The 7,412-nt window shown below is 47.8% G+C and carries 5 protein-coding genes; 4 read left to right on the plus strand and 1 reads right to left on the minus strand.

Features of this window, described 5'->3' with window-relative positions; translation table 11 throughout:
* The 4 genes from A8708_RS36835 to A8708_RS14925 form a co-directional block, all read left to right on the plus strand.
* Positions 1-2,747 (plus strand): hypothetical protein (locus A8708_RS36835; RefSeq protein ID WP_420848563.1); only part of this gene is annotated, 2,747 nt, incomplete at its 5' end.
* 68 nt (positions 2,748-2,815) lie between these two features.
* The gene (locus A8708_RS14915; RefSeq protein WP_082927520.1) at positions 2,816-4,027 is read left to right on the plus strand and encodes a hypothetical protein; all 1,212 of its coding nucleotides are present in this window, start codon (positions 2,816-2,818) and stop codon (positions 4,025-4,027) included.
* Between the two features lie 701 nt (positions 4,028-4,728).
* Positions 4,729-5,487: a sulfite exporter TauE/SafE family protein gene (locus A8708_RS14920; RefSeq protein ID WP_068664714.1), complete on the plus strand. Its 759-nt coding sequence runs from the start codon at positions 4,729-4,731 to the stop codon at positions 5,485-5,487.
* Between the two features lie 30 nt (positions 5,488-5,517).
* Positions 5,518-6,240, plus strand: coding sequence for an SGNH/GDSL hydrolase family protein (locus A8708_RS14925; RefSeq protein WP_082927521.1), 723 nt, complete (start codon positions 5,518-5,520; stop codon positions 6,238-6,240).
* Between the two features lie 48 nt (positions 6,241-6,288).
* Here A8708_RS14925 and A8708_RS14930 read toward each other — a convergent pair whose 3' ends face one another.
* Positions 6,289-7,191, minus strand: a complete 903-nt coding sequence (locus tag A8708_RS14930; protein ID WP_068664718.1) for a LysR family transcriptional regulator — start codon at positions 7,189-7,191, stop codon at positions 6,289-6,291.
* Positions 7,192-7,412 lie beyond the last annotated feature (221 nt).

Genomic DNA, 7,412 nt, shown 5'->3' on the forward strand with positions numbered 1-7,412 from the left:
CCGGAGCCACAGGTGATACGGGAGCAACAGGAGCTACCGGAGCCACAGGTGATACTGGAGCAATAGGAACCACCGGCGCAACAGGTGATACAGGAACAACGGGAGCCATCGGTGCAACAGGTGGTACAGGAGCAATAGGAGCAACAGGTGATACTGGAGCAACGGGAACCACCGGAGCCACAGGTGGTACGGGAGTAACGGGAGCAACAGGTGATACAGGAACAACGGGAGCCACCGGTGCAACAGGTGGTACAGGAGCAACCGGAGCCACAGGTGATACAGGAGCAACAGGAGCCACCGGAGCCACAGGTGATACGGGAGTAACGGGAGCCACCGGAGCAACAGGTGGTACAGGAGCAACAGGAGCCACCGGAGCAACAGGTGGTACAGGAGCAACCGGAGCCACAGGTGATACGGGAGCAACAGGAGCCACCGGAGCCACAGGTGATACTGGAGCAATAGGAGCCACCGGAGCCACAGGTGATACGGGAGTAACGGGAGCCACCGGAGCAACAGGTGGTACAGGAGCAACAGGAGCCACCGGAGCAACAGGAGCCACCGGAGCCACAGGTGGTACAGGAGCAACAGGAGCCACCGGTGCAACAGGTGGTACAGGAGCAACCGGAGCCACAGGTGATACGGGAGCCACCGGAGCCACCGGAGCCACAGGTGATACTGGAGCAATAGGAGCCACCGGCGCAACAGGTGATACAGGAACAACGGGAGCCACCGGTGCAACAGGTGGTACAGGAGCAACCGGAGCCACAGGTGATACGGGAGCAACAGGAGCTACCGGAGCCACAGGTGATACTGGAGCAATAGGAGCCACCGGCGCAACAGGTGATACAGGAACAACGGGAGCCACCGGTGCAACAGGTGGTACAGGAGCAACCGGAGCCACAGGAGCAACAGGTGATACTGGAGCAACGGGAACCACCGGAGCCACAGGTGGTACGGGAGTAACGGGAGCCACTGGCGCAAGAGGTGATACGGGAGCAACAGGAGCCACAGGAGCAACAGGTGGTACGGGAGTAACGGGAGCCACCGGCGCAACAGGTGATACGGGAGCCACCGGAGTCACAGGTGATACGGGAGTAACGGGAGCCACTGGCGCAAGAGGTGATACGGGAGCCACCGGAGCCACCGGAGCAACAGGTGATACAGGAACAACGGGAGCCACCGGTGCAACAGGTGGTACAGGAGCCACAGGAGCCACAGGAGCCACAGGAGCAACAGGAACCACCGGAGCCACAGGTGGTACGGGAGTAACGGGAGCCACTGGCGCAACAGGTGATACTGGAGCAACGGGAGCAACCGGAGCCACAGGCGATACAGGAGCAACGGGAGCCACCGGAGCCACAGGTGGTACTGGAGCCACAGGAGCCACCGCAGCCACAGGTGATACGGGAGTAACGGGAGCCACCGGAGCCACAGGTGGTACAGGAGCAACCGGAGCCACAGGTGATACTGGAGCAACGGGAGCCACTGGCGCCACTGGCGCCACAGGTGGTACGGGAGCAACAGGAGCCACCGGCGCATTCAGTCCTGATGCAACAATAGTAGACGTCGGCCCTAATGTAGATTCGCAATTCAGTGAATTGCGCACAGCTGAGAAAACTCCAATTATTGAATTGACTTCTGTTTATGGTATATCAGCTCTGAGGGATACTGTTACAACAACAGGTGCTGGAACAGTTACTAATGACGCAACAGAGTATGTAGTAAGCACTACAGCAAGCGGAGTAGACAGTGCAATATTAGATAGTGCTGAGCGCGGAAGATATGAATCAGGATACGCTGGCGAAGCAGGTATTGGTGTGCGTCTCCCTTCTCCTCCCGCAGGAGCACAAGTCGTAAGATGGGGATATTTTGATAATCAAAACGGTTTTTTCTTCGGACAGGATACGGCAAATGGAATCTTCGTGGCCATAAGAAGAGCAGGAGTAGACACTATTATTCCTCAAACAAGTTGGAATGTGGATAAATTAGATGGAACGGGTCCAAGCGGCGCTACGTTAAGTTTGTCAAAAGGTAATATTTTTCAAATTGTCTATACATGGTATGGATATGGAGTTATTGAATTTAGGGTAGTTATTCCAAATCCTGTCACATTGGCTCAGGAGGTTATTACAGTAAATAGGTTTAGTCCAAATGCGCAAACAAGCCTTGCTGATCCAAATCTGCCTTTGCGTGCCCAAGTAGCAAATAATGGGACGGTTGCAGCTTTAAGCTTATTTGTAGGCGGAAGGCAATACAGTATTATCGGTGAGTACAATCCGACCTTTCGTATAACTTCAGAAAGAAGACAGGTTACTGCAACAGGAACGATAACACCAATTTTATCATTCCAGCGAAAAGCAATTTTCCCAACTGGGTCAGCTCGTACTAACTCTGTAAGCGTAAGATTAGAAGGCATTGACCTTGTAACATCAGATGATATTTACTATCAAATTATACTCGATGGAACGGTGAATGGAGCTTTTATTAATTTTCCTACAGCTACTACAAACATTCCAACAAATGAAACCGCATTGTTAGTCAACAACACCCTCACGACTATTACTGGCGGGCAAGTTATTCTACAAGGCTTAGCAGCTGGGATTTCTGGATCAAGCACAGTTCTTGCTTCGGCTCTTCTACTGGATTTTGAATTGCCTGATACTTCCATTGTAACTTTGGCTGTAGCCAATCTAGCAGGCGGAACAAACTCTGTTGCAGGTATTTTTAGGTTAACGGAAGAATGGTAGGAATTATTCTTGAGAAGGCCGAACCAACCACTGGCCTTCTCGTAAATTATTGTAATGGAGGAGACTACGTGGCAAATATTTTTATTAACGATGTAGGAACCAATGTCAGTTCCCAGTTTAGCGAGCTCCGTGTAGCCAAAAAAACGCCGATTATTGAATTAACTTCAGTCTATGGAATTTCTGCTTTAAGGGATATTGTAACTGTAACGGGAGGTGGAACCGTTACAAATAATGCAACAGAGTATGCTCTTACAACGTCAACTGGGACTACAGATTCAGCAATATTGGATAGTGCAGATCGGGGGAGATATGAACCTGGCTATGCATGTGAAGTTGGAATTGGTGTTCGGCAGCCAGTTGCCCCCACAGGTAATCAGTTTGCGAGATGGGGACTTTATGATACTCAAAATGGTGCTTTTTTTGGAAATAACAGTTCAGGAATATTTGTGGCTGTTAGGCGCGGAGGGACGGACACAGTTATTCCACAGGCGTCATGGAACGTAGATCCGTTGAACGGAACAGGTCAAAGTGGTGCAACATTGAATCTTGCGAAAGGAAACATTTTTCTAATTGTTTTTACTTGGTATGGATACGGAATTATTGAATTTAGAGTGGTTTTACCTAACCCGACAACCACAGCTCAGGAAGTAATAACAGTTCATCGATTTAGTCCAGTTGGCCAAACAAGTCTGATAGACCCGGATCTTCCACTTAGAGCTGAAGTCAACAATAGTGGAACAGGGACAGCATTTAATCTCTTTGCAGCGGGAAGACAATATAGTATTATTGGGAAATTTAATCCTGTATTCCGCAACACGTCAGAAAGAAGAACCGTTACAAATGTTACTGCTACATTAATTCCTCTTATCTCCTTTACTAGAAAAGCTGTTTTTCCTGCAGGTTCAGGAAGAGCGAACTCTATTCAAGTTCTGCTAGAATCAGTTGAAATTATAACCAATGTTGATCTTGCATTTCAAGTCATTTTAGGAGGTACAGTTAATGGAACATTCATTAATTATCCGACTGCAACCACCAACATACCTGTAAGCGAAACAGCATTGCTGGTCAATTCATCCTCAACAACGATCACTGGAGGAGAAGTCGTTTTTCAGGGCTTGGCTGCAGCCTCCACAGGGAGCAGTACAAGTTTATTGGCTTCTCAGAATCTTCTCGATTTTGAATTGCCTGACAATCAGATTATTACGCTAGCTGTAGCTACACTAGGAGCGGGTGGGTCCAATACTGTGAGTGCTATCTTTCGTGTGACGGAAAACTGGTGAAATAAATGAGGGGGAATCCATTGGACCTCTGGTTAAAGGGTAACCCTCTCCTTGTATCTTATTATTTTTTAAGGTCTCAAACAAAGGAAACTGATATATTTTATGAAAATCTAATTGGTAACAGTATTACTCGCTCAAAAGGTATAAGTAAGACTCAGAAGTAGCTGATTCTGAAAGTACTTCAGAAATTATATCTTAAACGGTCTTTTATTATTCTTTAGTATTTTCGATTAAACATTGGATGCTCTTCTAAAAATAATAGTATAAATTATTCAGCGTTCTCTATATGTGAGGTTTTTTTTATTAACGGCCACTTTCCCTGAGAAGAAAGCTGCTTTTATTAATTTGTAAAAAAGTATTTCAAAACTAATTTGTAATTCATACAATTTACCCCAAAATCCATTTCAAAACTTTATTTGTCATTTTAATTTTCACGAAAAACCAGCAAACCCTTGTGTTTGCTGGTTTCTTGCACTTCAAAACTTATTTGTCACCCAACAATAATTTTATCTCCCACCGATTCAATCAATATTCTCTGCGCTAATCCGACATAGGTGAATGTGGTAACCTTTGAGTACGGAAACAACTATTCCATTACATTTTGATATTGTTTTAATGAACATTATGCATTAGACATTATAAAACAGTAATGTTTAAATAGGGAATATTGAGAGGAGAAACACGGAAGAGGGGGACAGTATTTGCTTGTGCAGTTGGTAGGGACAATGTTTGCCGTAGGATTGCTATTGGGCTTTGTTGGCGCAGGCGGCTCGGGATTCATCATTTCTCTCTTGACGGTGTTATTCGGTTTTCCGATCCACACCGCCTTGGGAACTGCGCTTGCTGCCATGTTTTTTTCTTCGGCAGCGGGGGCCGTGAGCCATTATCGGGAAGGAAATATTGCGTTTGGCACGGGAGCTGTCGTCGGATGCGTGGGCATGGTCGGTGCCTGGCTTAGCTCGTTTGCATCAAACGGGATACCCGGGGAGGAATTGAAGTGGATGACAGCAGGGATGCTGTTTTTCTCAGGGGTGGTGCTCTGGTTGCGTATGTGGCTCGTCGCTAGGCGTACTGACTCGCAACCAGCGAAGACTCGGCTGCGTCCCTCGATCTATTGGGTCGCTGCCTGCGGTGTCGGACTTGTCACTGGTGGTTTGTCCGGCTTGTTCGGAATCGGTGCCACGCCATTTATCCAAATTGGTCTCATGACGATCCTGGGTACTTCAGTCAGACAAGCGGCCGGAACGACTATGATGGTCATTATCCCCATCGCTATCGGCGGTGGCGCAGGTTTCTATCAGCTCGGCCATCTGGATCTGCGGCTATTGCTCGAAGTGGCTGTCGGTATCATGCTCGGGTCTTACATCGGGGCGAAATTTACACGACGCGTTCCTGTCGTCGTTTTGCAGAGTTCGATGGTGTTGCTTCCGATGGTCGGTGCCGCCATCCTCGTCATATGAGCAGCAACAGTTCCAACTATCTAACGAAGGATGCGTGAAGAAGTTATGGATAACTTGCAGCAATGGAAATTGAATACGGATCGATCGTACCGGATCATAGCTTTTGGTTCCAGCAATACCGAATCGACTTGGTCAAGTAATGGCCGACACAACTGGGTCGAGTGGCTAAACATCAATGTCCGGCATCATATTGGGCGGCATGTATGTGTGATAAATCAAGGGATCGGGGGGGAGACGACGGACAATTTGCTAGCAAGATTGCACCGGGATGTCCTTTCCTTTCAGCCATCTGCGGTCATCGTCACGATCGGGGGCAACGATGCCATTCAAGGGCTTCCGCTCGAACGGTATGCAGACAATTTGCGTATGATTTGCACGCGTATCCGGCTAGAAAACGCTGAGCCCATCCTGCAAACCTATTATTGTCCGATGTACCATCAGCGGGAGGACGGTTTCCAGAGCGTGTTCGAAAGCTACATGGAAGTCATTCGGACAATCGCTAGGGAGATGGGAGTACTTCTTATCGATCAATATTACTGCTTTGAGCCGTTGTATCGGAATCAGCCTGAGCAATATGCGAAGCTGATGCACGATTCGATCCATGTGAACTATTTAGGCAATCTAATCATGGGGATGCATGTTTCCCGTGCATTTCAGCTTCCCGATCTGCAGTTGCCGCAAGACATCATGCAGGAGACGCTGCAACTGAAAGAACAAATGGATCTTTGCTTTCAGGACAAACGAACAAGTTGACCACTTGGTAGTGCGATGCAAAAGGCATCCCTTGAGTTGCGGTTCATGCTAGAACTGCAAATCTGCCGGATCCAGAGTGCTGCAAGTATCGATCAGGAAATCCCGGAACCTGCAGGCAGCCGGAGCAAGGTGTTTATCTTTCTTCCAAGCTAGTCCGATGACGCGTTCGCAAGGTATATCCGTAATGGAAAGCCGGGCAATGTTCGTCATGTTCATACCCGCAATTTGGGGGAGCAGAGTAATCCCAAGATGCGCTTCTACAAAACCGATGATACTTGAGGCTTCCTCCCCTTCAAAAGCGATAATTGGCGATAATTCCAGTTGGGAGAAGAGACGATCGAAGACGGTTCTGCTGCTATAGCCTTTCTTGAGAACGACGAATTTCTCTGCGCTTAGTTCGCGGAGCGTGATGCTCTGTTTATGCGCCAATGGATGGCGGTTTGGCACAAAGATAAACATTTCTTCTGTCCATAGCTGCTTCCATTCAATTCTTGAACTTGTTTCTGTCATGGAGGATAAGCAAAAATCGAGGCTTCCGTATTCCAACTGTTCCAGCATGGACTGCGTGGAGTTCTGAAACAATTGGAAATCAACCTGTGGATAGCGGTCAAGGAAGCTTCTTACAAAGTAAGGGACGTACCTGATCCCCAGCGACTTCAAGAAAGCCAAGGAGATCTGACCGTATTCGGGATTTTCCAATTCGAATATTTCACGTTTGGCTTCCGTCATTTCATGGAGAATGCGGGATATTCTGGCCTGAAACATCCTGCCGTAAGCATTTAACACAACACCGCGTCCTTGCTTGTCGAACAATGGAATGCCCAGCTCCTGCTCCAACTTGGCAATGGATCTGCTTAGCGCCGGTTGTGAAAGCGATAGCTTACCTGCTGCGAGCGTATAATGTTGAACCTGCGCGAGCGTGTGAAAATACTCCAATTGCTGCCATTCCATTGTATGACCTCCATAGGGCTACAAAATGATTCATTACATAATAGCATGGAACGAATTATATTTGTACATTAAATGTTATAGAATATCGATGATTTAGTAATAGGAAAATGAAGAAAAAGGAGATGCTGCCAAGGCATCTCCTTTTGTGCGCTTGGCAGCGCAACGACTAAGGAGTGAAAGTCTCCAGTACACCGCGAGGTGGCGGAAGTACATAGCCGACA

The sequence above is a fragment of the Paenibacillus oryzisoli genome (assembly GCF_001653565.1).
GTDB classification, from domain to species: domain Bacteria; phylum Bacillota; class Bacilli; order Paenibacillales; family NBRC-103111; genus Paenibacillus_E; species Paenibacillus_E oryzisoli.

What these genes read in the sequence shown, in the direction of transcription:
- A8708_RS14930 (WP_068664718.1), bottom strand. Translation starts at nt 7,191, where the DNA reads ATGGAATGGCAGCAATTGGAGTATTTTCACACGCTCGCGCAGGTTCAA.
- A8708_RS14925 (WP_082927521.1), top strand. Translation starts at nt 5,518, where the DNA reads ATGCGTGAAGAAGTTATGGATAACTTGCAGCAATGGAAATTGAATACG.